Below are 26217 nucleotides of genomic sequence, written 5' to 3'. Positions count from 1 at the left end.
GGACAAGTCAAGTGCACTATGCGGAGGTGGCGTTCGTTTTACGGACAACCGAACGGTTGCCCCGAGGCACTGCCCACCGGGCCCTGCGGGCGCGTGCATATGTCCACTCCGTGGACGCCATGACTCCGTGCGCCCCCCGTGCACCGCCCTTGTTGATTAGGTCACGCTTACCGCCGGTTCCGGTCGGGCACCCTGCCGGTGAGAATGTCGGATGGCCGAACGCCCGGAAACCGGCGCAATGCCAGGCCGACACCGCCGTGGACCCCCACTTCGAGGACATGATGGCCATGCCCCGTCCGACTGCCGCACAGCTCGCCTACGGTTCGTGCACCGTGATCTTCTCGACCTTCGCCATGCTGCTGCTGTCTCAGACGAGTTCGAGTGCGGGGATCGCGGTCATCGCCGTCGCGGCGCTCGCCCTCGGGCTGCTGGTCGCCACGGCGGTGCCGCTGTCCGGCAAGCGCCCTGCCGCGGCGGAACAGCCCGCGCCCCGGGAACCGGTACGGGCCTCGATCCCGGCGCCGGCCCCGGAGCCGGTACGCGAGCGGGCGGCCTCCTGACCGCCCGCTGCACCCCGGTTGATCCCTCCGCGTCTCAGTCGGTGCTGACCACGACCGTCTTGGCCGCCTTGTCGTGCAAGCCCTGCTTGTAGGGCCGGTCGAAGAAGCTCCAGCCGCCCGAGATCGCGGTCCAGACGCACGCGCAGCAGAAGGCGAACGGGATCCACAGCACCGCGGCGCGCGCCAGCGCGTTCTGCACGGAGGGCGTCGCACCGTTGTCCAGGTTGGCCACCCGCATGTGCAGCAGCTTCTTGCCGAGGGTCTGACCGGTCCTCGCGGTCAGGACGGTGTCGTAGGCGATGTAGAGGACGGCGGCGACCCCCGACTGCCAGAACGACTTGCCGACCTCGATGCGGTCACTGTCCACGTCGTACTCGTTGACGCCGAAGCCCCACGTGATCAGCCAGACGACGGCGCCCACCAGGATCATGTCGATGATGCGGGCGAGCGTGCGCTTGCCGCTGTCGGCGAGCGGGGGCATGCCGGCGAGGGGGTCGGTGGGGTAGGAACCACCGCCGTACGGATCGCCGCCGTAGGGGCCGCCTCCGAAGCCGTCACCGGGGCCTCCGGGGCCGCTCGGACCGCCCGGGCCGCCGGGACCGCCGCCTCCGTACGGCGGGGGTTCGCCGCCGTAGGGCGAGCCCGTGCCCTCGCCGGGCGGCTCGTTCGGGGGGCGCTTGCGGAACGGGTCGTCTTCCGGGGGCTGCTGACCGGAGCCGGGAGGCGGTTCACTGCTCATGGCCCGAGTCGACCGCGAACGCCCGGGCTCCGCATCCGACGGACGGCCGTCCGGGGGAGGTCAGCCCGCCACGAACGTGTGCGCGGCCTTGTCGTGCCAGCACTGGCGCCAGGGCCGGTCGAAGAGGCCCCAGGCCACACCGACGACCCCGACGACGAGGAGCCCGGGCACGCTGTAGACCAGCCAGCGGCGCAGGGCCGCGCCGAAGTCGGGCGAGCCATGGCCCTCGATGTCGCGGACTTCGAGGCCCATCAGCTTCTTGCCGAGGGTGCGGCCCCACTTGGCGGTGGGCAGCACCTCGGAGAGCACGCCGGCGAGCAGCAGCACGGCCAGGATGATGCCGAGGTAGACCGAGGTGGTGCCGTCGAGCAGCCAGACCGTGACGGTCTCGCCGGAGAGTTTGGCCGCGTCGATCTTCGCGTTGACGTGGTCGATCGCCTTGGTGCCGAGCGGGACGGCGGCCGCGGCGGTGAGCGCGGCGAGCACGACGGTGTCCAGCAGCCGGGCCACCAGCCGCTTGCCGAGCCCGGCCGGGCGAGCCTCCGCCTGGCGCCGGGCGGCCGCCTGGAACACGTCCTCGACCGGCGGCTTCCAGGGTGCGACGGGCTGCTCGTCACCGCCGCCGGCTCCGGCGAGCCGGTGCACCTGCTGTGCCCAGGAGGACTGGCCGCCGCCGTGCCCCGCGCTGAGGGCCGTACCGGAGGAGCCCGCGGCACCGGGCTGGGCGCTGCCGGGCCCGCCGGACTGCGCGGGGACGGTGGGCGCAGCCTGGGGTCCGGGCAGCGCCGTAGGGGCCGCGGAGGAGGCCTGGGCCGCCGCGCTCCCGGCACCGGACTGCGCGGCGGTGGCGCGGGCGGCGGCCGCCTTGCCCGCGCCGAAGCCGGGCCCGGCGGAACCATTCCCGGAACCGGTCGCCCCGGCGTGCGCGCCGAACGCCGGTCCCGACGGGCCCGCGCCCGAGTCCGCCGCGCCGAACGCGGGTCCCGAGAGGCCCGCGCCGGAGTCCGCGGCGCCGGTCCGGCCGCCGAAGGCGGACGCCGCCGCGCCACTGCCCGAACCGGCCGGCCCGAAGCCCGAACCGGCCGCTGCGCCTTGCCCGCCGGAACCGGAGGCCGCCGGGTCGCCACCCGGCGCGGCCGGCCCGAAGCCGGAGCCCGCGGCCCCGCCCTGCCCCGCGAAGCCGGACGCCGCCGCGCCGCCGCCCGGTCCCGCCGGTCCGAAGCCGGCGCCACCGGAGTCGGCACCGGAACCCGCCGCTCCGCGGTCCGAACCCCCCGGCCCCCCGGCCGGTTTCGCGGCGCCGTCGGCCGGACCCGTGCGCGGGGACAACGCGCGGAACGTCATCGTGCCGTCGTCGGGGGCATCGGCCGGGGCCGCTCCCCCGGGCTGCCCCGTCTGCGCCGTCGGGCGGCGGAACACGAACGTGCCGCCCCCCGCCGCCGCGTTCGCCTCCTGGTCGGACGGCGGGTTGTTCGCCGTGCCGTCGGTGCGGGCGGCCTCCTCGTCGGGCCGCCGGCCGGTGGGCGACACCCTCGGGTCGGCGCCCTGCGCGCCCTGCGGCGCGCCCCACGAGACGCGGCGGTCCTGGTCGCCGCCGAAGCCGGACTGACGCGAGCGGTCGGCGCCCCAGGCGGAGGCCGGTTCGGGACGGCTGCCGTGCTGGGCGTCGGCGGCGGACGGCCCCTCGACCGGGTCCTCGTCGAAGAAGTGCGGGCCGGTCTCCTCGACCGAGGCGGGCTGGGGCGCTCCCGCTCCGGGCGGCGGCGCGAGCGACTCGCCGTCCCTGGGTGCCGGACGGCTGGTGCCCGGCACCCAGGAGGCGCCGTTCCAGTACCGGACATATCCAGGAATGGACGGGTCCGGGTAATACCCTTCGCGGGGCCTGTCGTCACCGGGGGCCGGGGTTGGGGCGCTCATGTCCGTCGTCCCGTATCTGCTCGGGGGTCAAATGGGGGCCTCCACATCTATCAGACGTGCGCAAGCCCCACCGCCGCTCCCACCGGACCCGCCCCTTTCGAGCACCGATGTGCTACGGACCGCTCGGTCGGATCCCCCTGCGAAAAAAAACTTCCGGCAAGGCGCGTAATGCCGTGGCCCCCGCCCGCTCTCTCCTCCCGACCGGCCCTCACGGGCAGCCGTCAGGAGAAGGGAGACCGCCGTGCACACCGTGGTGGAGCGGGAACTGGAGCTGAAACTCGTCCTGTCGCCGGAGCGCAGGATCCCCGTGCCGGCCCGGCTCGGGTACCTCACGGACGACCCCTACGCCGTCCACGTCACCTTCCACATCGACACCGAGCACCCGGTGTACTGGACGTTCGCCCGGGAGCTGCTGGTGGAGGGCGTGTTCCGGCCGTGCGGGCAGGGGGACGTGCGGGTGTGGCCCACGAAGACCGAGGGGCGCGGCGTCGTTCTGATGGCGCTGAGTTCACCCGACGGGAACGCCCTGCTGGAGGCCCCCGCGGCGGCGGTGTCGGCCTGGCTGGAGCGCACGCTGCGGGCGGTCCCGCCGGGGTCGGAGGGTGAGCAGCTCGGGCTGGACGACGAGCTGGCCCAGCTGCTCGCCCGGTGACGACAGGGGCCTCAGAAGAGCTTGCCCGGGTTCAGGATGTCCAGCGGGTCGAAGGCCTGCTTGACGGCCCGCTGCATCTCCATGCCCACGGGGCCGATCTCGCGCGCGAGCCATTCCTTCTTCAGGACGCCGACGCCGTGTTCGCCGGTGATGGTGCCGCCGAGCTCCAGGCCGAGGGCCATGATCTCGTCGAAGGAGTCGCGGGCGCGCCGGGACTCGTCGGGGTCCGCCGGGTCGAAGCAGACCGTCGGATGGGTGTTGCCGTCCCCCGCATGGGCGACGACACCGATGGTGAGCTGGTACTTTCCGGCGATCCTGTCGACGCCTTCGAGCATCTCGGCGAGCCGGGAGCGCGGCACGCACACGTCGTCGATCATGGTCACGCCCTTGACCGCCTCCAGCGCGGTGAGCGACAAGCGCCGCGCCTGGAGGAGCAGTTCGGACTCGGCAGCATCGTCGGCGGGGACGACCTGGGTGGCACCGGCCGCCTCGCACAGGGCGCCGACGGCGGCGAGGTCGGCGGCCGGGGCGGTGGTGTCGAACGCGGCCAGGAGCAGCGCCTCGGTGCTCTCGGGCAGGCCCATCTGCGCCATGTCGTTGACGGCCTTGACCGTCGTACGGTCCATGAGTTCGAGGAGTGACGGGACGTGGCCGCCCTCCATGATGCGGCACACGGCGTCGCAGGCCGCGGCGGCGGAGGCGAACTCGGCGGCCAGCACCAGCTGCTCGGGCGGCTTGGGGCGCAGCCCGAGGACGGCCCGCACGACGATGCCGAGGGAGCCCTCGGAGCCGACGAACAGGCGGGTCAGGTCGTAGCCGGCGACGCCCTTGGCGGTGCGGCGGCCGGTGGACATCAGGCGGCCGTCGGCGAGGACGACGTCGAGACCGAGGACGTACTCGGCGGTCACCCCGTACTTGACGCAGCACAGGCCGCCGGAGGCGGTGCCGATGTTGCCGCCGATGGTGCACATCTCCCAGCTGGAGGGGTCCGGCGGGTAGTACAGGCCGTGCTCGCCGACGGCCCGGGACAGGGCGGCGTTGATCACGCCGGGCTCGACGACGGCGATGCGGTCGACCGGGTTGATCTCCAGGATCCGGTCCATCTTCGTCAGGGAGAGCACGATGCAGCCGTCGGAGGCGTTGGCGGCGCCGGACAGCCCGGTGCGGGCGCCCTGCGGGACGACGGGGACGCGCAGGGCGGTGGCGGTGCGCATCACGTGCTGCACCTGCTCGGTCGTGCGGGGCAGCACGACCACGGCCGGGGTGCCGGCCGGGCAGAAGCTCGCCATGTCGTTGGCGTAGGAGGCCGTGACGTCGGGGTCGGTGAGGACCGCTTCGGCGGGGAGGCCGCCGAGCAGGGAGTCGACGAGACCGCCGGTCGCTGCGGCGTCTGCGTCTTCGGAGCGGGGCGCTTCGCTACGGCTCATGATCACAGGGTCGCACCGGGGGCCACCGGTGTGAACCGTTCCCGGAGACCGAGCGGGAGTGGGTCATTTCCCGCACCCAGCTCGGAGGTGCAGGCCGGGTCGGCGGCCACGCCTGTCTGCCAGGGACTCACGTGCGGGTGCCCCGTGACACCCGCACGACCCGGGGCACCGGCGGCTAAAGGTTGCCGCGGCGGTCCTGCTCGCGCTCGATCGCCTCGAACAGGGCCTTGAAGTTGCCCTTGCCGAAGCCCATCGAGCCGTGGCGTTCGATGATCTCGAAGAAGACGGTCGGCCGGTCCTGGACCGGCTTGGTGAAGATCTGCAGCAGGTAGCCGTCCTCGTCACGGTCGGCGAGGATCTTCAGTTCGCGCAGGGTGTCGATCGGGACCCGGGTCTCGCCGACCCACTCCCCCAGCGTGTCGTAGTAGGAGTCGGGCGTGTTGAGGAACTCGACGCCGGCCGCCCGCATCGTACGGACCGTCTGCACGATGTCGCCCGTGTTGAGGGCGATGTGCTGCACGCCCGCGCCGCCGTAGAACTCCAGGTACTCGTCGATCTGGGACTTCTTCTTGGCGATGGCCGGCTCGTTGATCGGGAACTTGACCTTGAGCGTGCCGTCGGCGACGACCTTCGACATCAGCGCGCTGTACTCGGTGGCGATGTCGTCGCCCACGAACTCCTTCATGTTCGTGAAGCCCATGACCTTGTTGTAGAAGCCGACCCACTCGTTCATCCGGCCGAGCTCGACGTTGCCGACGCAGTGGTCGATCGCCTGGAAGGTGCGCTGCGCGGGCGGCTCGACCATCGGCTTCGCGGCGACGTAGCCCGGCAGGTAGGGGCCGTCGTAGCCGGAGCGCTCGACGAGGGTGTGGCGGGTCTCGCCGTAGGTGGCGATGGCCGCCAGGACGACCGTGCCGTGCTCGTCCTTGATCTCGTACGGCTCGGCGACGGAGCGGGCGCCGTGCTCCAGGGCGTAGGCGTAGGCGGCGCGGGCGTCCGGGACCTCGATGGCGAGGTCGACGACACCGTCGCCGTGCTCGGCCACGTGCCGCGCGAGGAAGCGGCCCCAGTCGGTCGTGGGCTTGATGACCGAGGTGAGGACGAAACGGGCGGAGCCGTTCTCCATCACGTAGGCCGCGGTCTCGCGGCTGCCGTTCTCCGGCCCGGAGTAGGCGACCAGCTTCATACCGAAGGCGGTGGAGTAGTAGTGCGCCGCCTGCTTGGCGTTGCCCACGGCGAAGACGACCGCGTCCATTCCCTTGACCGGGAAGGGGTCGGCCTGCCGGGCGGTGTCGGGAGTGTGGTGAGTGGTCTGCGTCATAGCCGCAGGGTCTCCCCGCCCGGCAAGGTGCGCAATAGTTTGTGTTTTCACTGGGCAATCTGTTTAGCAATACGGCCGTATCAACGGCCCTTCTGTACAGGATGACCATGCCGGGAGGCTGCTGTGGCGATCGATCATCTGGACGGCCGGATCATCCTGCTGCTCGCCCGTGAGCCGCGGATCGGGGTGCTGGAGATGTCCCGGCGGCTGGGGGTGGCCCGGGGCACCGCGCAGGCCCGGCTGGACCGGCTTCAGTCGAACGGAGTGATCCGGGGATTCGGTCCGCAGGTGGATCCGGCGGCGCTCGGCTACCCGGTCACGGCGTTCGCCACGCTGCAGATCCGGCAGGGGCAAGGGCCGGACGTACGCGCCCACTTGGCGACCGTGCCGGAGGTGCTGGAACTGCACACGACCACCGGCACCGGGGACATGCTGTGCCGGCTCGTGGCCCGCTCCAACGCCGATCTCCAGCGTGTGATCGACCGGGTCGTCGGTTTTGATGGCATCGTCCGGGCCTCCACGGCGATCGTCATGGAGAACCCCGTTCCGCTGCGGATCATCCCGCTCGTGGAGCAGGCCGCGGAGGAGACCTGAGTCGTGGGGTGAGCGCGTGTGAACTTCTGGGAATACCTGGTCAACCGGCACCAGCAGCTGCTCACGGACGCCTACCAGCACGCGAGCGCCGTCTTCCAGTGCATGGTCGTCGCGACCCTGCTCGGGGTGCTGATCGGCGTCGCCACCTACCGCAGCGAGTGGGCCGGGAACCTCGCGACCACGACCACCGCCACCATCCTGACCGTGCCGGCGCTCGCCCTGATCGGTCTGCTCATCCCCCTCGTGGGGCTCGGCGTGCCGCCCACGGTGATCGCACTGACGCTGTACGGGCTGCTGCCGGTCGTACGCAACGCGATCGTCGGGCTGCGCGGGGTCGACCCGACACTGGTGGACGCGGCCACGGGCATCGGGATGTCCCGGCCTGCCCGGCTGCTGCGGGTCGAGCTGCCGCTGGCCTGGCCGCCGATCCTGACCGGGATCAGGGTCTCCACCCAGATGCTGATGGGCATCGCCGCCATCGCCGCGTACGCCTCCGGCCCCGGTCTCGGCAACGTCATCTTCCGCGGCCTGGCCTCGCTGGGCAGCGCCAACGCGCTCAACCAGGTCCTCGCGGGCACGCTCGGCATCATCGTCCTGGCCCTGCTGTTCGACGCCGCGTACGTCCTGATCGGACGGCTGACCATTCCCAGGGGGATCCGTGCCTGAGACCGGCGACCACGGCGCGTCCATCGAGCTGGAGAGCCTGACCAAGCGCTACCCCGGCAGTGCGCAGCCGGCCGTGGACAACGTGAACATGCAGATCAACGCGGGCGAGGTCGTCGTCTTCGTCGGCCCCTCGGGGTGCGGGAAGTCGACCACGCTCAAGATGATCAACCGGCTGATCGAGCCGACCGGCGGCCGCATCCGCATCGGCGGCGAGGACGTCACCGACATGGACCCGGTCAAGCTGCGCCGCAAGGTCGGCTACGCCATCCAGTCCGCCGGGCTCTTCCCGCACATGACGGTCGCGCAGAACATCGGGATCGTCCCGAGGATGATCGGCTGGCCGAAGACGCGGATCAAGGAGCGGACCGAGGAGCTGCTCGACCTCGTGGGCCTGGACGCCGGGGAGTTCCGGGGCCGCTACCCGCGTCAGCTGTCCGGCGGGCAGCAGCAGCGCGTGGGCGTGGCCCGGGCACTGGCCGCCGATCCGCCGGTGCTGCTGATGGACGAGCCGTTCGGCGCGGTGGACCCGATCACCCGGGACCACCTCCAGGACGAGCTGATCCGCCTCCAGCACGAGCTGCACAAGACGATCGTCTTCGTCACCCACGACTTCGACGAGGCGATCAAGATCGGCGATCGGATCGCCGTGCTGCGCGAGCGGTCGCACATCGCGCAGTTCGACACCCCCGAGGCGATCCTGACCAACCCGGCCGACGACTTCGTGTCCGGGTTCGTGGGCGCCGGCGCGGCCCTGAAGCGGCTGAACCTGACCCGCGTACGAGATGTGGAGATCACCGAATATCCGACGGTCACGGTCGACGACCCGTTGCAGCAGATCTTCAACCGGCTGCGGACCAGCGGCAGCAACGAGATCCTGCTGCTCGACCGGCGCGGCCGCCCCTACAAGTGGCTGCGGCGCGGCGATCTGATGCGGGCCCGGGGCTCGCTGGCCCGCGCCGGGACCCTGGTGCACGACACGGTCACCCGGGACGCGACGCTCCGGGACGCGCTGGAGGCGGTGCTCACCGACAACGCCGGGCGGGTGGCAGTGACCGGGCGGCGCGGCGAGTACACGGGCGTCGTCGACATGGAGACGCTCATCAACTCCGTGCACGAGATGCTGGAGGCCGACCGGCTCGACGCGATGGAACACCAGCACGAACTGGAGTCGCTGCGGGCCGCGCAGACGCACGCGGAGCAGGAGGGGGCCGCGGGTCCGGCGGGCGTGAGCGGCCCCGGAGGGGAACGGTGACCGCCACGAAGGCCGAGGTGACCTCCGAGTCTCTCGATGAGGTCGAGGCGCCCCCGTCCGAGCGTCGGCCGTCCCGCCTCACCTGGCAGAAGCTGACGTTCCTGCCGGTCGCCCTGATCGCCGTGCTGCTCGCCACCTGGCTGTGGTTCCAGCAGGCCGACCTGGACGCGCTCACCCGCAACGCCCTGTCGGGCGGCCAGGTGACCAAGGCGCTGTGGCAGCACATCCAGCTGACGGTGATCTCCACGTTCTTCGTGCTGATCATCGCGATCCCGCTGGGCATCCTGCTGACCCGCGGGCCGATGCGCAGGGCCACCCCGGTGGCGATGGCGTTCGCCAACACGGGCCAGGCGACCCCGGCGATCGGCCTGCTGGCCCTCCTGGTGATCTGGCTGGGCATCGGCCGCCGGGCCGCCCTGATCGGCATCATCGTCTACGCCATCCTGCCCGTGCTCGCCAACACGATCGCGGGCCTGAAGGCGAACGACCCGACCCTGCTGGAGGCGGCCCGCGGCATCGGCATGTCCCCCATGGGGGTGCTGACCCGGGTCGAACTCCCGCTCGCGGTCCCGCTGATCCTGGCGGGCGTGCGCACGGCCCTCGTTCTGAACGTCGGTACGGCGACCCTGGCGGTCTTCGGCGGTGGCGGCGGCCTCGGTGTGCTGATCACGACCGGGATCACCAACCAGCGGATGCCGGTGCTGGTGCTCGGCTCGATCCTCACGGTGGTGCTGGCGCTGCTGGTGGACTGGCTGGCGTCGATCGCCGAACTGCTGTTGCGGCCGCGGGGGTTGCAGCCATGAGGCGGCGTACGTGCCTGTCGGCGGCGGGCCTGCTGCTCGCGGCGGCCGGCTGCGGCCTGACCAGCGGCTCTCCGCTGACCGACGACGTGGAGCCGGGGTCGATCGGCCGGGGTGAGCCGCTGAAGGGCGCGCATCTGACGGTGACGTCGAAGTCGTTCACCGAGCAGTTGATCCTGGGCGCGATCATGGGCATCGCGTTCGAGGCGGCCGGCGCGGACGTGATCGACCGCACCGGCATCCAGGGGTCCATCGGCAGCCGCGAGGCGGTCCGCAAGGGCGACGCGGACGCCGGGTACGAGTACACGGGCACGGCCTGGATCACCTACCTCGGGCACAGCAAGCCGATCACCGATCCGCAGCGGCAGTGGGAGGCGGTGAAGAAGGAGGACGCGGGGAAGGGCCTGGTCTGGCTGCCGCCGTCGAAGCTCGACAACACGTACGCGCTGGCCATGAACCAGGAGAACGCGAAGAAATACGGCACGAAGACCATGTCGGACGTGGCGAAGCTGGCGAAGTCCGATCCGGGCGCCGTGAAGCTGTGCGTGGAGGTCGAGTTCGCGAACCGGGCGGACGGGTTGCCGGGCATGCAGAAGGCCTACGGCATGAACGTCCCGGCGCGGAGCATCACGCAGATGGACACCGGGATCATCTACACGCAGACGCAGCAGGGCAACTGCACGTACGGGGAGGTGTTCACCACCGACGGGCGCATCAAGTCGATGAACCTGGCGGTGATGGACGACGACAGGAAGTTCTTCCCCAACTACAACGCCGCCCCGATGATCAACGCGAAGTCCCTGAAGGAGTGGCCGGCGATCGCTGAGGTCCTGAACCCGGTGACGGCGAGGCTGAACAACTCCGTGGCGCAGACGCTGAACGCGAAGGTGGATGTGGACGGGGAGGATCCGCACCAGGTGGCGCTGGACTGGATGGTGGAGGAGGGGTTCGTCAGGGAGGGGTGAGTTACAAAGAAGTCGTTGCAAAGGAGGCTTTGCAACGCTACCTTTGCATGCATGCCCGACGAACCGGCACCCCGCCTTCTCGACGCCCGCTCCCTGCGCGGCCTGGCCCATCCCCTGCGGATGCAGCTGCTGATCGCCCTGCGCCGCGGCGGACCCGCGACCGCCTCCCGACTGGCGGAGAAACTGGGCGAGTCGAGCGGTGCGACCAGCTACCACCTACGGCAACTGGCGGCGCACGGCTTCGTCGCCGACGACCCGGAGCGCGGCAAGGGGCGGGAGCGCTGGTGGAAGGCGGTGGACCAGGGCGTGCAACTCGACGAGACCCTGATCAAGGACCCGGACCCGGCCGTGCGGGGAGCCGTCGCCCTGTTCCGGTACGAGCTCGCCAACGTGCACACCCGGGAAGTCGCGACCTGGCTCGGCAACAGGAGTGAGTGGGGCGAGGAATGGGACGGCGCCACGGACCTCAGCGACTTCACCCTGCGGCTCACTCCCGAACTCGCCCGTGAGCTGGTCGGAAAGATGCACGAGCTCATCCAGAGCTACCGCCCCCTGCCCGAGGGCACGCCGGACGCCGAGACCGTACGCGTCCACACGCACGTCTTCCCCAGCCAGACGACGCCGTGAAAGGCCATCACCCATGCACCCGGACATCCACCTCACCCTGCACCACGCCCGCGCCGCGGACCTGCGCGATGAGGCCGACCCCCGCCCGGCGCGCCGCCATGGCCTCCGTACGCGTTTGGGCTGGACCCTCGTGGAAGTGGGATTAAGACTCGCCGCCCGGCCCGGAACGGCAACGGCCCACTAACAACTGGGCACGGACCCCTTGCCCGTCTCCAGGGCCACCAGGGAACTCACCGTGCTCTTCAGCGTGGTGACCGGAATCAGCCGGAGGCCCTTCGGCAGGTCGGCTCGCGCGTCCCCGCACTCCGCCTCGGGGACCAGGAACACCGTCGCCCCGTCCCGCTTCGCGGCCTGGGTCTTGAGGGCGACGCCCCCGACCGCACCGACGCGGCCGGTCGCGTCGATCGTGCCCGTGCCGGCGATGACCCGGCCGCCGGTCAGATCCCCGCCGGTGCCGTCGCCGTCGAGCTTGTCGACGATCCCCAGGGAGAAGAGCAGCCCCGCACTGGGCCCGCCCACGTCCGCGAGCTTCAGGCTGACCTTCACGTCCTTGTCGTCGAGGCCGAGGTACCCCAGTGCGGCCTGTGTCGCCGCGTCCTGGGAGTCCCTCATCTGCTTCTCGTTGTGCCGCTCGATCTCCTTGACGCTGTCCCCGCTCGGGTAGACGGAGTCGCGCGGCATGACCGCCTGGTCGGTGCGGAACCAGCCGTCGATGACGTCGGGGAGCGAGACCCGGGTGTCCGGGGAGGTCGCCTCGATGGTGGTCATCCGCAGCTGACCCCGGGTGTCCCGGACCGGCGCACCCGAGATGGTGATCACCTGCGCGCCCTTGTTCTCGCCCAGCACGTTCGCCGTCAGCCCCGGCTGCGCCACCGAGAACGGCAACGGCGCCAGCGCCGCCGTCGCGAGCAGGGCCACGACGGGCAGGGCGCAGACGGCGATGGCCTGGGGACGCGTGAGGCGAGAGAACACGGGATCAATCTAACGCGGGAGGGCGAGGCCGCCGGGACCAGGGCGTCCGGGGGCCCTCTCCCGCGACCCGGCGTAGGTCAGCGCAGCGCCTCCGCGACCTCCCGGGCCGCGTCGACGACCCGTGGCCCCACGCGTTCCGGCACCGCCTCGGCCAGCATCACCACACCCACGCTGCCCTCGACGCCCGTCACGCCCAGCAGCGGCGCAGCCGCGCCGCAGGCGCCCGCCTCCAGCTCGCCGTGGGTCAGCATGTAGCCGGGGTCGGTCATCGGGTGCCGGCGGGCCGCGAGGATCGCCTTGCCGGCGGCGCCGCGGCCCAAGGGGTGCCGGAATCCGGCCCGGTAGGCCACGTGGTAGTCCGTCCAGGTCGGCTCCACCACGGCCACGGCCAGCGCGTCCGCCCCGTCGACCAGGGTCAGGTGCGCCGTCGCGCCGATGTCCTCGGCCAGTGATCGCAGCGCCGGCATCGCGGCCTCCCGCACCAGCGGGTGGACCTGCCGCCCCAGACGCAGCACCCCGAGCCCGACCCGGGCGCGTCCGCCGAGGTCACGGCGTATGAGGGCGTGCTGCTCCAGGGTGGCGAGCAACCGGTACACGACGGTCCGGTTCACACCGAGCCGGAGGGACAGCTCGGTCACGGTCAGCCCGTGGTCCGTGTCGGCGAGCAGTTTGAGGACACGTAGCCCTCGGTCGAGCGTCTGGGAGGTCTCCGCGGTCACGACGCCCACTCCTTAGTGGTGAGGTCGGCGGCCCCCCGGTCGGCGGATGCGTCACCGAGTCCCGTCGGCAACGCGCTTCAGAGGCCGCCGATCGGCCGGCGGCCCGGCCTGTCCGGGCCGCGTCGCTTCACGGCTGCGCTCCGCGGCGGCGCTGCCACGGGGCGTGTGCGTAGCGGGACAGTAGCGAAGCAGGTTCGCTGAGCGGAAGGCTCCGTCCAGAATCCGGGCACGAGACGGGGCGTAGTGCTGGATTTTGCGGCGGTATGGGCGCCCCCGGGGGGCGCGGGGCTGTGCCGATGTGCGCTCCGCCGCGCGGACGCGAGCAACCACCCACACCCCGCGACGACACCACGGATGTCACTTCATCCGCGTAGCCCACTCCTGCACCTTGGTGATCCGCTGCCGCAACTGCCCCGCCGTCGCCTCCGCCGCCGGAGGCCCCCCGCACACGCGCCGCAGCTCGGTGTGGATCACCCCGTGCGGCTTGCCGCTCTGGTGGACGTAGGCGCCGACCATCGTGTTGAGCTGCCGCCGCAGCTCCATCATCTCCTTGTGGGAGACCACCGGCCGCCGCTCGGCGGGCATCTCGAGCAGGTCGGCCTCCTCGTCCGGCTTCTTGCGGCTGTGCGCGATCTGCCGGGCCTGCCGCTTCTGCAGCAGCAGCTGCACCTGGTCGGGCTCCAGCAGCCCGGGGATGCCGAGGTAGTCCTGCTCCTCCTCGCTGCCCGGGTGGGCCTGCATGCCGAACTCGGCGCCGTTGTACATGACCCGGTCGAAGACGGCCTCGGACTCCAGCGCCTCGAAGGAGAACTGCTCTTGCTCGCCGGTGTCCTCGTCCTGCTCCCGGTTCGCCTCGTCCATCTCCTTCTCGGACTCGGCGTACGGGTCCTCCTCGCCCTGCTTCTTCGGCTTGTCGAGGACGTGGTCGCGCTCGCGCTCCATCTCGTTGGCGAAGGAGAGCAGGTCGGGCACGGTCGGCAGGAACACCGAGGCGGTCTCGCCGCGTCGCCGGGACCGCACGAAACGGCCGACGGCCTGGGCGAAGAAGAGCGGGGTGGAGATGGTGGTGGCGTACACGCCCACCGCAAGCCGCGGCACGTCGACGCCCTCGGACACCATCCGCACGGCGACCATCCACCGGTCGTTGTTCGCGCTGAACTCGTCGATCCGCTCGGAGGCGCCGGAGTCGTCGGACAGCACGAGGGTCGCCTTGCTGCCGGTGATCTCCCGGATGAGCTTGGCGTACGCACGCGCCGAGTCCTGGTCGGAGGCGATGACGAGGGCGCCCGCGTCCGGGATGGCCTTCCTGACCTCGGTCAGCCGCTGGTCGGCGGCCCGCAGCACGGACGGCATCCACTCGCCGCGCGGGTCGAGCGCGGTCCGCCAGGCCTGGCTGACGGCGTCCTTGGTCATGGGCTCGCCGAGCCGGGCGGCGATCTCGTCACCGGCCTTGGTCCGCCAGCGCATGTTGCCGCTGTAGGAGAGGAAGATGACGGGCCGCACGACGTTGTCGGCGAGGGCGTTGCCGTAGCCGTAGGTGTAGTCGGCCGCCGACCGCCGGATGCCGTCGTTGCCCTCCTCGTACGTCACGAAGGGGATGGGGTTGGTGTCGGACCGGAAGGGCGTGCCGGTCAGGGCGAGCCGTCGGGTCGCGGGCTCGAAGGCCTCGAGGCAGGCCTCGCCCCAGGACTTGCTGTCACCGGCGTGGTGGATCTCGTCGAGGATGACGAGCGTCTTGCGCTGCTCCACGCGGTTGCGGTGCAGCATGGGTCGCACACCGACACCGGCGTACGTCACGGCGACGCCGTGGTACTCCCGGCCGAGCGGCCCGGCGCTGTACTCCGGATCGAGCTTGATCCCTATGCGGGCCGCGGCCTCGGCCCACTGCTTCTTCAGGTGCTCGGTCGGGGCCACCACGGTCACCTGCTGCACCACGTGGTGGTGCAGCATCCAGGAGGCCAGCGTCAGCGCGAAGGTCGTCTTGCCGGCGCCGGGGGTGGCGACCGCCAGGAAGTCCCGGGGCTGCTCCTGGATGTACTTCTCCATCGCGCCCTGCTGCCAGGCGCGCAGCTTGCTGGCGGTACCCCAGGGGGCGCGGCCGGGGAACGCCGGGGACAGGTGGTGCGAGGCAGAACTGGTGCCGGCGGTGGTAGTCACGGTCTCCGTTGGGGGTCGGGCGGCTCGTTCGAGGGAGCCTGACGGCTCGGCTACGTATGACAACCGGGCCACCCTACCGGCGCCCCGAGCCGGTCAATACGCGGACCGGGCCGGGTCACCTGTGGGTGGGACCGACGTCACAACTCCTCGGCGACGGAGACGGCGACGTCGGCGAGGGCGGTGGAAGCAGCCCGCCGCTCCGCCGGGGCCCGCGGTCCGCCGGTCTACGGCCGTCGCTCCCGCAGCCGTGTCGACACCCAGGCCCCGGCCAGTGCCACCCCTGCCATCGGCAGGAACACCGCGGTGAAGGCGGCCGGGTGGGTGCCGGAGGTGTGGGTGGCCGAGTGGGTGACGGTGCCGCCGCCCAGCGCCGCGAAGGCGGCGCCGCCGGCGGACAGCAGGACGACGTTGGAGAGGCCGTCGGAGATCTGGAGGGCGGCGGAGTTGGTGCCGGCCTCCTCGGGGGCGGAGAGCTTGAGCAGGAGGACGCTCGTGGAGGAGATCACGAGCCCCATCCCGAAGCAGCCGAACGCCCAGGCGACGGCGACGGTCCATACGGGCACGGAGTCGATCAGCACACTCGGCGCGGCGGCGACGGCGGCCGCCACCAGCAGCATCCCGACGGTGGTCAGCCGCTCCCGGTACGGCTCCACCCGCGACCGCGACTGCACCCACGAGCCCAGCGCCCACGTCCCGCCGCCCGCGGCGAGCGAGAGCCCGGCCAGCGTCGGACTGAGCCCGCGCTGCGTGACCAGCATCAGCGGCACGAACGACTCGGCGGCGATGAAGGACCCGGCGGCGACGCCCCGCAGCAGCACGACGGACGGCAGGCCGCGCGCGGCCCGGTACGTACCGCGCGGGAGCAGCCCGAGCACGGCCGGCACGAGCAGGGCCACGCCCACGGCACCGGGCAGGAGCGAGAGTGGGCGCAGGTCCTGGGCGGCGTACTGGAGCAGTCCGGCACCCAGGGAGATGGCCAGGGCGAGCCGGATGCGCCGGCGGTCGAAGGAGGCGGGCGGGTCCTCCGGCGGGGCGGGCCGGTCGGTCGTCCGCGCCGCGTTCCGTGCGACGGGCCGGTCGGTCATCCGCGCCACGTCCCGTGCGACGGGCCGGTCGGTGAGGGCGGTCCGTTCCGCGGGGACGGGCACGTTCGGACTCTCCGCCGCGGCGGACCCGGCAGCGCTGTGCCCCGCGGGTCCGGACGCCCGACGCCGTATCTGCGGCAGGGCGAGCGCGAGCGGGAAGACGACGAGCAGCGGTATCCCGACGAACACCCACCGCCACCCCAGCTGTTCGGTCACCGTGCCGGCGGCGAGCGGGCCGACGATCGACGGCAGGACCCAGCTCGCGGCGAACGCGGCCATGATGGCCGGCCGCAGCCGCTCCGGATAGGCCCTCCCGACGACGACGTACAGCGCGACGATCACCAGCCCGCCGCCGAACCCCTGCACGGCCCGGCCCAGGATGAACACCCACATCGACCCGGCGGTGCCGGACAGCAGCAGCCCGGCGCCGAAGGAGGCGATGCCCGTCGTCAACGGCCCGAGGGGGCCACGCCGGTCCGACCACTGCCCGGAGAGCACCATCCCGAACAGGCTGGTCGTGAAGTACCCGGAGAACGCGAACGCGTACAGCGACACCCCGTCCAGCTCCCGAGCAGCGACGGGCATCGCCGTCCCCACGGCGGTCGCCTCGAAGGCGATGAGCAGCACGACGGAGACGATCCCGACACTCAACGCCCGGTACGCCGCCCCCAGCACACCTTCATCCCGCTCGGCCACGAAGGGCGGATCAACGGCTTCCTCGACATCGGCACCACGCGGCTTCGGGACGGTCATGCCCGCCAGCGTAAGGTCCACACCCCGCTTTGACCCCTGTCCCAAGACGGTCCGGCCCTGAGACCTTGGTCGTACATCCCCGCTGTCTCGGACGCCCCCGGCCGGCTATCACCCCCACGTCGGCCAGATCTTCGCGGCCTGCCCGAAAACCTGTGCACAACCCCAAGCCCCTCTCGCGTGTCCAGGACATGACCGGTAGCCGACGCTCCGGTCGTCGTGCCTTCCGGGCCCGACGAGGAATCGACGAGGAGAACCACCGTGCACCTCCGCCCCCCGGCAGCCGTCCTGGCCGCCGCCGTGATCGCCGTCGCCGGTCCTGTTGTCGCCGCGCCCCTGGCGCACGCCGAGGACGGCGCGCCCGAGCTCGTCGTGTCGGCCCTGCCGTCCGCGGCTCCCAAGCCGGGTGAGGTGTACGACAAATCCGTCACTTTCACCAACCAGGGCACGGCCGCCGTGGACGGTGTCACCTTCCGGGTGCGTCTGACGCGCGGGCTGGACTTCCCCGAGCAGGTGAAGGGCTGCACCTACTCGACCGTCAAGGACCAGGTCAGGCAGGCAATCTGTGAACTCGACACGGTCGTCGAGCCGGGTGCCTCCGTCACCACGCCCGTCCGGTTCAAGGCGCTGGACAGCGCCCTGATGGAGGCCGTCGAGTACGGCACGAGCGCGAGCGGTGAGGCGCCGGGCGAGGGGTACGACGACAGTTACCGGCGGCTCACCCTGACCGCGGACAACACCGCCGATCTCGTCGCGGTCGGTGAGGACACCGAGGCGCTGGCCGGCGAGGAGCAGTCGGTCACGGCGACCCTGCGCAACGACGGCCCGGGCTGGGTGCAGAACCAGGAGAGCGACGACCTTCCGGGCCTGCTGGTGCAGATCCCGCCGGGCACCGTCGCCGTGAAGGTGCCGAAGGACTGCGCGCCGTTCGGGATCGACGGGCCGAGCGGGCCGCAGGGGACCACGGGCAAGCCCAAGTACGTGTGCTGGCCGAAGGACGGGACGCTCGACGTGGGCCAGTCCCTGGCGTACACCTTCACGCTGAAGGTCAAGGAGTCCGCGCAGGACACCAAGGGTGAGGTCAAGGCGTCGTCCGTCTACGACATCGCCCCGAAGTACGACACGAACCGGGCCAACAACACCGCCGTGATCAGCATCGACCTGCCGAGTGACTACGAGCCGGAGCCGAGCCCCTCGGACGGCGCGAACGGCGGCTCCGGCGACGGCGGGAACGGCAACGCCCCCGAGGGCCAGGCCGCCGGCGGCACGGGCGCCACGGCATCCCCCTCGGCCACGGCCTCGACCGGCACCACGACCGGTGGCTCCACGGGCACCACGACCGGCAGCACCACCGGCGGCAATCTCGCCACCACCGGCTCCGACGGCACCCCGCTCCTCGCCGGTGCCGCTGCCGCCGCCGCGGTGATCGGCGGCGGTCTGGTGTTCGCCGTACGCCGCCGCAACGCCGCCAAGTCCGCCTGACGGCAGCGCTGCCAAGCGCGCTCGGCGGCAGCGCCGTCAGGTCCGCCCGACGGCATCACCGCCGAGTCCGCCTGACCGCAGCGCCGTCAGGTCCGCCCGACGGCATCACCGCCGAGTCCGCCTGACCGCAGCGCAGCCAAGTCCGCCTGACCGCAGCGCAGCCGAGTCCGCCTGACGGTCGTGCCGTCAGAGCACCCCGCCCGTCTCGTCCTGGAACGCGTCCGTCCAGTAGTGACGGACCGTTCCGCCCGCCGTCACGCCCGTCGGGTCCACCGTCGACAGGACCTGGAGCAACGTCATGGCCAGCTGGTCGTAGGTGTCGGTGGTCAGCTCGTGGGACGACTGGGCGTCTATCGCGCGCTCGCGGTGCAGCAGCCAGAACGTGAAGGCGAGGGTCGAGACGTCCGTGTTGAGCGGGTACAGCGTCGCCTCGGTCTCGCTCCAGTTCAGGACCGCGCCCGTCGCGCCGTCGACGACCAGGCTGTTGTCCTCGACCAGGTGGCCGAGGCGGATCAGGCGGTGGGCTCCGGCGGGGAGTTCCGCCGGGGCGCCGGTGTCGGCGTAGTACTCGGCGAGCGTCGCCAGGGGGACGTCCGTGTCCAGGGAGAAGACGTGGGCGTCCTCCGGCAGGCCCACCTCGCGCAGGAAGCGGCGGGTCGGTTCGTGCGTGAGGGTCGCGGGGAAGTCGACGTCCTCGAAGCGCGCGACCTTGCCGGGGCCGAACTCCTGGTCCAGCAGGCGGTGCGGGAGGTCCAGGGAGAGGCCGGACACGCCGCCCCGGCCCGCCACCAGGGACAGGGGGCGGATCAGTGCCGCCATCTTCCAGAACGGGGCCGGTTCGCCGTCCGCGCCGTCACGGAACACCGCCAGCAGGTGCTGCGACGCCTGCGCCACCGCCTTGGGGCCGTAGCGGCCTGCGTAGGAGGCGAACTGGCCCCGCAGGCCCGCCAGTTCGTCCGTGGCCTCCGCGAAGCGGACCAGCGTCCGCAGGGAGGGGGCCAGGGGGCGGCGGTCCATCAGGTCGGGGCGGTCGTGCAGGACGTACGTCGTCGAGATCTCGCCCGTCGAGCCGTCGAGCAGGACCGACTCCGTCTCCAGGCCGCCAGGGCCCAGCAGTCCGCCTATCACCAGCTGCTCGCGCAGTTCCGCCGAGAGGCGGTCGTCCGGGTCGCCCGTCGAGTCGGCGACCGTGCGCAGGCCCTGGCGGCTCAGCTCCGCGAAGCTCAGCACGCCGCTGAGGCCGGGCAGTCCGGGGCCGGTCAGCCAGTGCCGCGTGGACGCGTGCGTCACCCACGGGTCCAGCTCGGACTCCGTCAGGGTGATCACCGCGGAACCGGCGTCGGTCGTACTCATGGGCTCCCCCGCATGTGCTTGCTCACCGTCCCCTGGCGGAGCACGGCAGACCACCCGGCCCAGCCCGGCAGCCGTTCCCCACTGCCCAGAACAGTACGCCCCACCACTGACAACGCCCCGGAACAGCGACGCGCGCCCGACGGCCACGCCGCGTCACCTCACAAGACGCTCGGAGCACCCCCGCACGTTCCCTTTCCGCCGAAATCGCTTTCATTCCCTGGCGGTCCCCTGGCGTCCCCTGGCGTCGCGTCAGTTTCGCGCGAGCGGAGCGGAGTCCGGTGCGCGGGTCCGGGCGGGGCCCCGCGGGCGGCAGCGGCCTCAGCCCCGTTCGGTGACCACCGCGGCCTGGGGGCGGATCGGGAGCCGGTTCACGGGGCGGCCCGTCGCGGCCCGTACGGCGGACGCGACGGCCGCCGGGGACGTCACCACCGGCACCGCGCTGACGGCCTTGGCCCCGAAGGGGGCGACGACGTCCCGCTCCTCCACCAGCCGGACGATACGGACGTCGGGCGCGTCGAGGGCGGTCGGGAGGGCGTAACCGGTCAGGTCGGGATGGCGGACGATGCCGCGCGGCGTGCGGAGGTTCTCCGTGAGGGCGATGCCCACGCCCTGCGTCACACCCGCCTCGATCCTGGCCGTCAGCTGGGCGGGGTTCAGGACCCGGCCCACGTCCTGGGCGACGGCCAGTTCCACGACCCGCACGGAACCGATCTCGATGTCGACGTCGACCACCGCACGGATCGCGCAGAAGGCCATGCCCACGAAGGCGTCGCCCTGCCCGGCCTCGTTCAGCGGCTCGGTCGGGTGCGGGCGGCACTGGGCGGTGGCCCACAGTTCCTTGCCGTCCAGCGCCTCGGTCACGGTCGTCGAGAGGACCCCGTCGTACGACGTGATCTTGCCGTCGGTGATCTGGAGCAGCTCCGTCGACATGCCGAACTTGTGGGCGAGCGGCTGGAGGAGCTGGGTGCGGACCATCTTGGCCGCGCGCTCCACCGCCCCGCCCGACACCCAGGTGTGCCGGCCACGGCAGCCCGCGCCCGCCGGGGGCTGGTCGGTGTCGACCGGCGCCACGTGCACCTCGTCGACGCCGAGCGTCTCCTGGACGATCTGCCGGGCCAGCGTCGTGAAGCCCTGGCCGGTCTCGACGGCCGCGCACAGGACCGTCGCGACGCCGTCGTGGACCTTCACGGTCGCCGTGGAGACCTCGTCCGCGCCCTCCGCGCCGAGCATGTGGACCATGCCCACGCCGTAGCCGACGCCCCGGCGCACCGCGCCCGGTTCGCCCGCGCCCTCGGGGCCGCCGGGCAGGAGCCACTCGTCCTCGGGCGTGTCCTTGGGCAGCGGCGGCAGCGGGAAGTCCCGTACGGCCTGGAGGAGTTCGGCGACCGGGGCCGGGCAGGTCACGGTCTGGCCGGTCGGCAGCACGTCGCCGGTGGCCAGGGCGTTGCGCAGCCGCACTTCCGCCGGGTCGAGGCCGAGCTTCTTGGCGATCTTGTCCATCTGCGCCTCGTAGGCGGCGCAGACCTGCATGGCACCCTCGCCGCGTACGTGACCGGACGGGGGGTTGTTGGTGCGTACGGCCCAGCCCTCGATGAAGGCGTTCGGGACGACGTAGGGGCCGCAGGCGAACGCGACGGCTGCGGCCAGGGCCTCGGAGGAGGTGTCGGCGTAGGCCCCCGCGTCGAGCAGGATCTGCGCCTCCACCTTGACGAGTCTGCCCTCGGCGTCGGCGTGGTGGCGGTAGCGCAGCAGGGTGGGGTGCCGGTGGACGTGGCCGAGGAAGGACTCCTCGCGCGTGGCGGTGAGTTTCACCGGGCAGCCGGTGCGCAGCGCGAGCATGCCGAGCGGCAGCTGGAAGCCCTGGTCCTCGCGGTCGGCCGTGGCGCCGGGGACTCCGGTCACGACGACCTTGACGCGCTCGGGTTCCAGGCCGAACGCGGCGGCGGCGGCGTCGCGGTCGGCGTGCGGGTCGGTGGAGGCGAGGTACAGCTCCACGCCGCCGTCCGGGCGCGGCACGGCCAGGCCCGCCTCGGCGCCGATGGGCGCGGGGTCCTGGCGGCCGATGCGGTACAGGCCCTCGACGACGATCTCGCCGGCCGCCTCCGGGTCGCCGTGATGCAGCGGGATGTGCCGGATCAGGTTGCCGTCGGGGTGCAGCGGCTCGGCCTCGAAGGCCTGCTCCGGGTCGGTCACCGGGTCGAGTACCTCGTACTCGACGATGACCGCGGCGGCGGCCATGCGCGCGGTGTCCGGGTGGTCGGCGGCGACGGCGGCGATGGGCTCGCCGTGGTGGCGCACGACCTCGGAGGCGAAGACCGGGCGGTCGGCCGTGCCGCGGCCGTGCAGCATGCTGCCGGGGACGTCCTCGTGGGTGACGACGGCGCGGACGCCGGGCATCTCGCGCGCGTGGGAGGTGTCGATCGACAGGATGCGCGCGTGCGGATGCGGAGAGCGCAGCACGGCCGCCCACAGCAGGCCCTCGGCCCACAGGTCGGCGGCGTACGGGAAGGTGCCCTCCGTCTTGGCGCGGGCGTCGGCGGGCGGCAGGGAGGCGCCGATGCCGTGCGGAAGCGGTTCGGGGGCGGGGGCGGCCTCCGCGGCCTGTGCGGCCTGGGCGGTGGCTGCTTCGTTGCTCACGCGGGGCCTCCGTCCTGGCCGTAGGGCTGCTCATGCGGTTCTGGGGAGTGCGGTCCGGGGGTGTGCGGTTCCGGGGGCGCTCCGAAGGCCGACGCGTTCACGCCACCGGCGCCCGGGCCCGCCTGGTGCGGGATGCGGGCCCCGTCGGTGTCGCCGTCGGCGGGCGCGGAGTGCGCCTCGCGTTCGGCGACGACCTCCTTGACGGCGTCCACCACGCCCCGGTAGCCGGAGCAGCGGCACAGGTTGCCGCACAGCGCCTGGCGGGTCTCCAGCTCGGTGGGCGCCGGGTTGCCCTCCAGGAGGTCGTGCACGGTCATCGCCATGCCGGGGACGCAGAAGCCGCACTGCACGGCGCCGCAGCGCGCGAGCGCCCGCTGCACGTCCGACGGCTGCCCGTCCTCGGCCAGGCCTTCCACGGTGCGGACCTCGCTGCCGGCGGCGGTCACGGCCGGGACCAGGCAGGACGCCACGAGCCGTCCGTCGACCTGGACGTTGCACGCGCCGCACTCGCCCTGCGAGCAGCCGTCCTTGGCACCCGCGAGTCCGAGCCGCTCACGCAGCACGTACAGCAGCGACTCGCCGATCCACGCGTCGCCGACGGGGCGTTCGGCGCCGTTGACGCGCAGGACGTAGGAGGCGAGGGGGTGTTCCTCATGGGGGGCGGCGGGGGGCGTGTCGTGAGGGGCGGCGGCCAAGGCGTCCGGGGCGGCGTCCGTGGTCTCGGCCGCCGGGGCCTCGTCCGGCGCGGGGTCGTCAGGGTTCTCGCCGTCGGCGGTCTCCGGGCCGGTGTCCGTGCCGGTGCCGGTGTCGGCGTCCGCGAAGGCCGGGAGGGGGCGGGCAGCGTGCCCGGAGGGCCCCTCGGCGGCCTCTGGGGCGCCGGAGGCGTCCTCGGAGGGCTCGCCGGGGTCGGAGGCCTCACCGGGGCCGGGAGCGGACTGTGAGGCTTCCTGGGCGTCCCGCGGAAGCGCGGCGGCTTCCGGGTGCACCTCTGGCCCGGGCTCCCCGTGGAACGCGCCAGGGGCCTCGGGGTACCGCTGCGCGAAGTCGTCGGGGGCGGACGCCTCCGGTCCCTGGCCGGTGAAGTCCGAGGGTTCGAAAACGTGGTCGGCCCCGTGGTCGGCCCGTTGGTCGGCGAAACGGGACGGCTCCGCCGTGCGACCTGCCGCCCCGGGCTCCTCCGGCGCGTACTCCGACGGCTGAGGCGCGTGATCCGTGCCGGACGCCTCCGGCGCATGGCCGAACTCCCCCGGCCGATGCGAGGCGCCGGTGTCCTCGTGGGCTCCAGGCGCGTAGGCGTCCCGCGGATGTCCGGGGCCGGCCTCACCCGGGCCCGCCTCCTGCGGCAGCGGCTCGGCGGCCTGCTGCTCCGGTGCGAATCCGGAGGCGGGTCCGGCGTCGCCCTGCTGCCCATGCGCGTGGTCCTGCTCGTACGCGCGGTCCGGCCCGTGACCGTGGCCGTGGTGCGGTCCGTGGTCGTGGTCCTGCTCGTGCGCGTGGTCCTGCTCGTGCGCGTGGTCCTGCTCGTGCGCGTGGTCCTGCTCGTGCGCGTGGTCCTGCTCGTGACCGGGCTCGTGGGGGTAGCCCGGGTGGGTCTCCTCCTGTCCGGCCGCGTCCTGCGCGTCCTGCCCCCACGGCCGGCCCGCGGCCTGGGTCGCCCAGGGGGCGGGCGCGCCGCCGGGCAGCGTGGCCGGCGGGGTGCCGCCCCACTGTTCGACCAGCGAGGACGTGGTGAACTCGCCCGACTCGTCAGGAAGGTCGCCCCCGGCGACGGGGATCGACCACTGGCCGGTCACGTCATGGCCGGGCGCGGCCCCGGCCGCCGCGGTCTCCTCGAAGTTCCACTGCCCGGTCGCCCCGGGGTTGTACGTGAACCGGTCGTCGCCGCCGTGCTGCGGAGCCGTCGCGTCGGAGCCGTAGGGCGTCCCGGAGTCGTACGGCGCGTCGGAGCCGCCGTACGGCTGCTCGGGCACGTCGTGGCCCTGCTGCTGGTGCCCGCCGTGCTCGTGTCCGTGCTGCGGGTGCCCGGCGTTGGGGTCGTGCCACTGCGTCCCGTCGACCGGCGCGCCCGGCACGGGCCACGCGCCCGTGGCCGCCGGGTCGGTGCCGGCCGTCGGGGCGGGGCTGACCGTTATCTGCGGCGGTACGTAGCCGTGGCCGGGCGCGGCCAGGGGGCTGTCGGCCGCCAGCAGGGCGTCGACGCCACCCTCGGGGAGTTCGACGAAGGCCGTGGCGCCGTCGTCGTACTCGCCCTGGGGCAGCGGGTCCCAGCGGCTGCCGCCCCGGGGCGTGCCCTCTCCGTGCTGGTCGTCGGTCACGACAGCGCCCTCCCCAGTGCTCGTCGGGCCAGCGCGGCGACGGTGCGCCGCAGGTGCAGTACGGCGGGCGGAAGCTGCGCGACCGAGCCGTCCTCGGCCGGCGCCGCGTCGGGGATGCAGGCCGCGGCGACGTACTCCCCGAAGGCGTTCAGCGCCTCCGGGACGAGCGCCCGGTTGTTGTCCCAGTCGATGAGGCCGGCGACCCACTGCTCGGCCTCCAGGGGCCGCAGCGCCATCGGCGCTATGGCGCCCACCGCGCAGCGCACACCCCGGCGCGCGGGGTCCAGGACCAGGGCCACGGATGCCACCGCACGCCCCGGGCCGGTCCGGCCGGTCGCCTTCAGGAAGACCTGTGGGGCGTGCAGCAGCGGCACGCGCACGTAGCCGATGAGTTCGCCGGCGCGCAGCATGTCCATCCCGGCCAGCAGGTGCGAGACCGGGATCTCCCGGCGGGCTCCGCCCGGGCCCGCGATGATCAGGGTCGCCTCCAGGGCCGCCAGCACCGGCAGTGCGTCCCCGGTGGGGGCGGCCGAGGCGATGTTGCCGCCCAGGGTGCCCGCGTTGCGGATGTGCGGCGGGCCGGCGGCGCGCGCGGCGGCGGCGAGCGCCGGGATCAGGGCCGCGAAGTCGGGGCGGCCCATGCGCGCGTGCGTGAGGCCCGCGCCGAGCAGCGCGTGACCGTCCATGTACTGCCAGCCGCGGATCTCGCTGATCCGGCCGAGCCCCACCAGCGCGGCGGGCCTGAGCTGCCCGGAGTTGACGGAGGCCATCAGATCGGTGCCGCCCGCCACGGGCACGGCGGCGGGCACGGCGGTGAGCGCCGCGACTGCCTCGTCCAGCGTCGTGGGCAGCGTGACGGCCTGCCCCGCCTGCGGTGCGTGCGTGGTCAACCCGGCTGCCCCTTCCCGCTGCCCCACCTGGTCCCACCTGTGCTGCCGTACGGTACGTGCTGACAGGGCGGACGTGGCAACTCTGGCACATCTTGGCGAGAGCCGAAGACACGGGTCCGCTAGGAGGCATTCGCCCACCTCACCGGCGAGATGGTCCGTTTTCGCACAGGTTCACCAGTGCATGCCGATTGGCACTTTCGGTGACCCTTGTGCGCTTTTTCCGTGGCCTGTTCGAGCTGTTCGGTCGGGCGGCGAGACGGGTCGCGACGGGCGCCAGGACCGCTCGCGACGAACGGCAGGACGGATCGCGACGAACGGCAGGACCGCTCGCCACGGC

General features: G+C 72.8%; 21 protein-coding genes. 9 read left to right on the top strand and 12 right to left on the bottom strand.

Features of this window, described 5'->3' with window-relative positions; translation table 11 throughout:
• Positions 1–287: 287 nt before the first annotated feature.
• Positions 288–560, top strand: a complete 273-nt coding sequence (locus ACFY9S_RS00505) for a hypothetical protein (RefSeq protein ID WP_180989570.1) — start codon at positions 288–290, stop codon at positions 558–560.
• 34 nt (positions 561–594) lie between these two features.
• On the opposite strand, the gene ACFY9S_RS00500 is transcribed toward ACFY9S_RS00505, so the two are convergent.
• Together ACFY9S_RS00500 and ACFY9S_RS00495 are read right to left on the bottom strand one after the other, a co-directional pair.
• Positions 595–1299 (bottom strand): RDD family protein, encoded by a 705-nt coding sequence (locus ACFY9S_RS00500; protein WP_391120825.1) that lies wholly within the window; start codon positions 1297–1299, stop codon positions 595–597.
• Positions 1300–1359: 60 nt separating this feature from the next.
• The gene (locus ACFY9S_RS00495) at positions 1360–3216 is read right to left on the bottom strand and encodes an RDD family protein (RefSeq protein WP_391120822.1); all 1857 of its coding nucleotides are present in this window, start codon (positions 3214–3216) and stop codon (positions 1360–1362) included.
• Between the two features lie 241 nt (positions 3217–3457).
• Between ACFY9S_RS00495 and ACFY9S_RS00490 the strand changes: the two genes are divergently transcribed.
• Positions 3458–3868 carry an SsgA family sporulation/cell division regulator gene (locus tag ACFY9S_RS00490; protein WP_391120819.1) on the top strand — a complete coding sequence of 137 codons (411 nt, stop codon included), beginning with the start codon at positions 3458–3460 and terminating at the stop codon, positions 3866–3868.
• Positions 3869–3879: 11 nt separating this feature from the next.
• On the opposite strand, the gene ACFY9S_RS00485 is transcribed toward ACFY9S_RS00490, so the two are convergent.
• Positions 3880–5301, bottom strand: coding sequence for an FAD-linked oxidase C-terminal domain-containing protein (locus tag ACFY9S_RS00485; RefSeq protein ID WP_391120816.1), 1422 nt, complete (start codon positions 5299–5301; stop codon positions 3880–3882).
• 169 nt (positions 5302–5470) lie between these two features.
• A complete protein-coding gene (gene hppD / locus ACFY9S_RS00480) occupies positions 5471–6616 on the bottom strand; it encodes a 4-hydroxyphenylpyruvate dioxygenase (RefSeq protein WP_102911185.1) in 1146 nt (381 codons plus the stop codon).
• A gap of 123 nt (positions 6617–6739) precedes the next feature.
• Here hppD and ACFY9S_RS00475 point away from each other — a divergent pair, with 123 nt between their 5' ends.
• The 6 genes from ACFY9S_RS00475 to ACFY9S_RS00450 are packed head-to-tail and all read left to right on the top strand — an operon-like array spanning position 6740 to position 11520.
• Positions 6740–7210, top strand: coding sequence for an Lrp/AsnC family transcriptional regulator (locus ACFY9S_RS00475; RefSeq protein ID WP_053669862.1), 471 nt, complete (start codon positions 6740–6742; stop codon positions 7208–7210).
• An 18-nt stretch (positions 7211–7228) separates the two neighbouring features.
• Complete coding sequence (locus ACFY9S_RS00470) at positions 7229–7876, top strand: ABC transporter permease (RefSeq protein ID WP_102911187.1); 648 nt, start codon at positions 7229–7231, stop codon at positions 7874–7876.
• Positions 7869–9128 (top strand): betaine/proline/choline family ABC transporter ATP-binding protein, encoded by a 1260-nt coding sequence (locus tag ACFY9S_RS00465; RefSeq protein WP_391120811.1) that lies wholly within the window; start codon positions 7869–7871, stop codon positions 9126–9128. The genes ACFY9S_RS00470 and ACFY9S_RS00465 overlap by 8 nt, the downstream gene beginning before the upstream one ends.
• A complete protein-coding gene (locus ACFY9S_RS00460; RefSeq protein WP_391120808.1) occupies positions 9125–9931 on the top strand; it encodes an ABC transporter permease subunit in 807 nt (268 codons plus the stop codon). Before ACFY9S_RS00465 ends, ACFY9S_RS00460 begins: the two co-directional genes overlap by 4 nt.
• On the top strand, positions 9928–10893 hold the full coding sequence (locus tag ACFY9S_RS00455; protein ID WP_391120805.1) for a glycine betaine ABC transporter substrate-binding protein: 966 nt from the start codon (positions 9928–9930) through the stop codon (positions 10891–10893). The genes ACFY9S_RS00460 and ACFY9S_RS00455 overlap by 4 nt, the downstream gene beginning before the upstream one ends.
• Before the next feature lie 51 nt (positions 10894–10944).
• Entirely contained in the window at positions 10945–11520 is a 576-nt protein-coding gene (locus tag ACFY9S_RS00450; protein ID WP_391120802.1) for a helix-turn-helix domain-containing protein, read from the top strand.
• 180 nt (positions 11521–11700) lie between these two features.
• On the opposite strand, the gene ACFY9S_RS00445 is transcribed toward ACFY9S_RS00450, so the two are convergent.
• From ACFY9S_RS00445 to ACFY9S_RS00430, 4 genes are all read right to left on the bottom strand, one after another.
• The gene (locus ACFY9S_RS00445) at positions 11701–12492 is read right to left on the bottom strand and encodes a S16 family serine protease (protein ID WP_391120799.1); all 792 of its coding nucleotides are present in this window, start codon (positions 12490–12492) and stop codon (positions 11701–11703) included.
• 77 nt (positions 12493–12569) lie between these two features.
• The gene (locus ACFY9S_RS00440) at positions 12570–13211 is read right to left on the bottom strand and encodes a helix-turn-helix domain-containing protein (protein ID WP_391120796.1); all 642 of its coding nucleotides are present in this window, start codon (positions 13209–13211) and stop codon (positions 12570–12572) included.
• Between the two features lie 357 nt (positions 13212–13568).
• Positions 13569–15368, bottom strand: coding sequence for a DEAD/DEAH box helicase family protein (locus tag ACFY9S_RS00435; RefSeq protein ID WP_391120793.1), 1800 nt, complete (start codon positions 15366–15368; stop codon positions 13569–13571).
• Between the two features lie 224 nt (positions 15369–15592).
• Entirely contained in the window at positions 15593–17206 is a 1614-nt protein-coding gene (locus tag ACFY9S_RS00430) for an MFS transporter (RefSeq protein WP_391120790.1), read from the bottom strand.
• 258 nt (positions 17207–17464) lie between these two features.
• Between ACFY9S_RS00430 and ACFY9S_RS00425 the strand changes: the two genes are divergently transcribed.
• Complete coding sequence (locus tag ACFY9S_RS00425) at positions 17465–18685, top strand: LPXTG cell wall anchor domain-containing protein (protein WP_391120787.1); 1221 nt, start codon at positions 17465–17467, stop codon at positions 18683–18685.
• A 186-nt stretch (positions 18686–18871) separates the two neighbouring features.
• Here the strand turns inward: ACFY9S_RS00425 and ACFY9S_RS00420 are convergent, their stop codons facing one another.
• The 4 genes from ACFY9S_RS00420 to ACFY9S_RS00405 form a co-directional block, all read right to left on the bottom strand.
• A complete protein-coding gene (locus ACFY9S_RS00420) occupies positions 18872–20038 on the bottom strand; it encodes an SUKH-4 family immunity protein (RefSeq protein WP_391120785.1) in 1167 nt (388 codons plus the stop codon).
• A gap of 318 nt (positions 20039–20356) precedes the next feature.
• A complete protein-coding gene (locus ACFY9S_RS00415) occupies positions 20357–22675 on the bottom strand; it encodes a molybdopterin cofactor-binding domain-containing protein (protein ID WP_391120782.1) in 2319 nt (772 codons plus the stop codon).
• A complete protein-coding gene (locus ACFY9S_RS00410) occupies positions 22672–24990 on the bottom strand; it encodes a 2Fe-2S iron-sulfur cluster-binding protein (RefSeq protein WP_391120779.1) in 2319 nt (772 codons plus the stop codon). Before ACFY9S_RS00410 ends, ACFY9S_RS00415 begins: the two co-directional genes overlap by 4 nt.
• Positions 24987–25880, bottom strand: coding sequence for an FAD binding domain-containing protein (locus tag ACFY9S_RS00405; protein WP_391120776.1), 894 nt, complete (start codon positions 25878–25880; stop codon positions 24987–24989). The genes ACFY9S_RS00410 and ACFY9S_RS00405 overlap by 4 nt, the downstream gene beginning before the upstream one ends.
• Positions 25881–26217 lie beyond the last annotated feature (337 nt).

This window comes from Streptomyces sp. NPDC012474, assembly GCF_042955185.1.
Lineage (GTDB): Bacteria > Actinomycetota > Actinomycetes > Streptomycetales > Streptomycetaceae > Streptomyces > Streptomyces cahuitamycinicus.
This window is presented reverse-complemented; position numbering and strand designations above follow the sequence as displayed.